The organism is Acidovorax sp. SRB_24, assembly GCF_012931925.1.
This window is the reverse complement of record NZ_MWOM01000261.1, coordinates 1-410: the sequence shown is the minus strand read 5'-3', so window position 1 is coordinate 410 and position 410 is coordinate 1. Positions and strand designations below refer to the sequence as shown.

Here is a 410-nt window from a genome sequence, read left to right as displayed (position 1 = left end):
GCGGGCGAGCAGGGCCGCGGCTTCGCCGTGGTGGCCAGCGAGGTGCGCAGTCTGGCGCAGCGCTCGGCCGCGGCGGCCAGCGACATCAAGGGCCTCATCGGCACCAGCGTGGCGGCCGTGGACGGCGGCGTGCGCCACGTGGAGGGTGCAGGCCAGGCGATGCAGGAGATCGTGGCCAGCGTGCAGCGCGTGGGCGACATCATTGGCGAGATCTCGGCGGCCGCGTCCGAGCAGTCGGCCGGCATCGGCCAGGTCAACCAGTCGGTCGGCGAGATCGACCGCATGACGCAGCAGAACGCTGCGCTGGTCGAACAGTCGGCCGCCGCGGCCGAGTCGCTGCGCGAGCAGGCGCAGCGCCTGTCGCAGGTGGTGCAGCAGTTCCGCCTGGGCGAAGACCGGGGCGGGGCGCA

The 410-nt window shown here is 73.9% G+C and carries 1 protein-coding gene; it reads left to right on the top strand.

The window, feature by feature from the left end; translation table 11 throughout:
* A partial coding sequence (locus B2J89_RS21860) for a methyl-accepting chemotaxis protein (RefSeq protein WP_240965122.1) occupies positions 1–410 on the top strand: 410 nt, incomplete at both ends.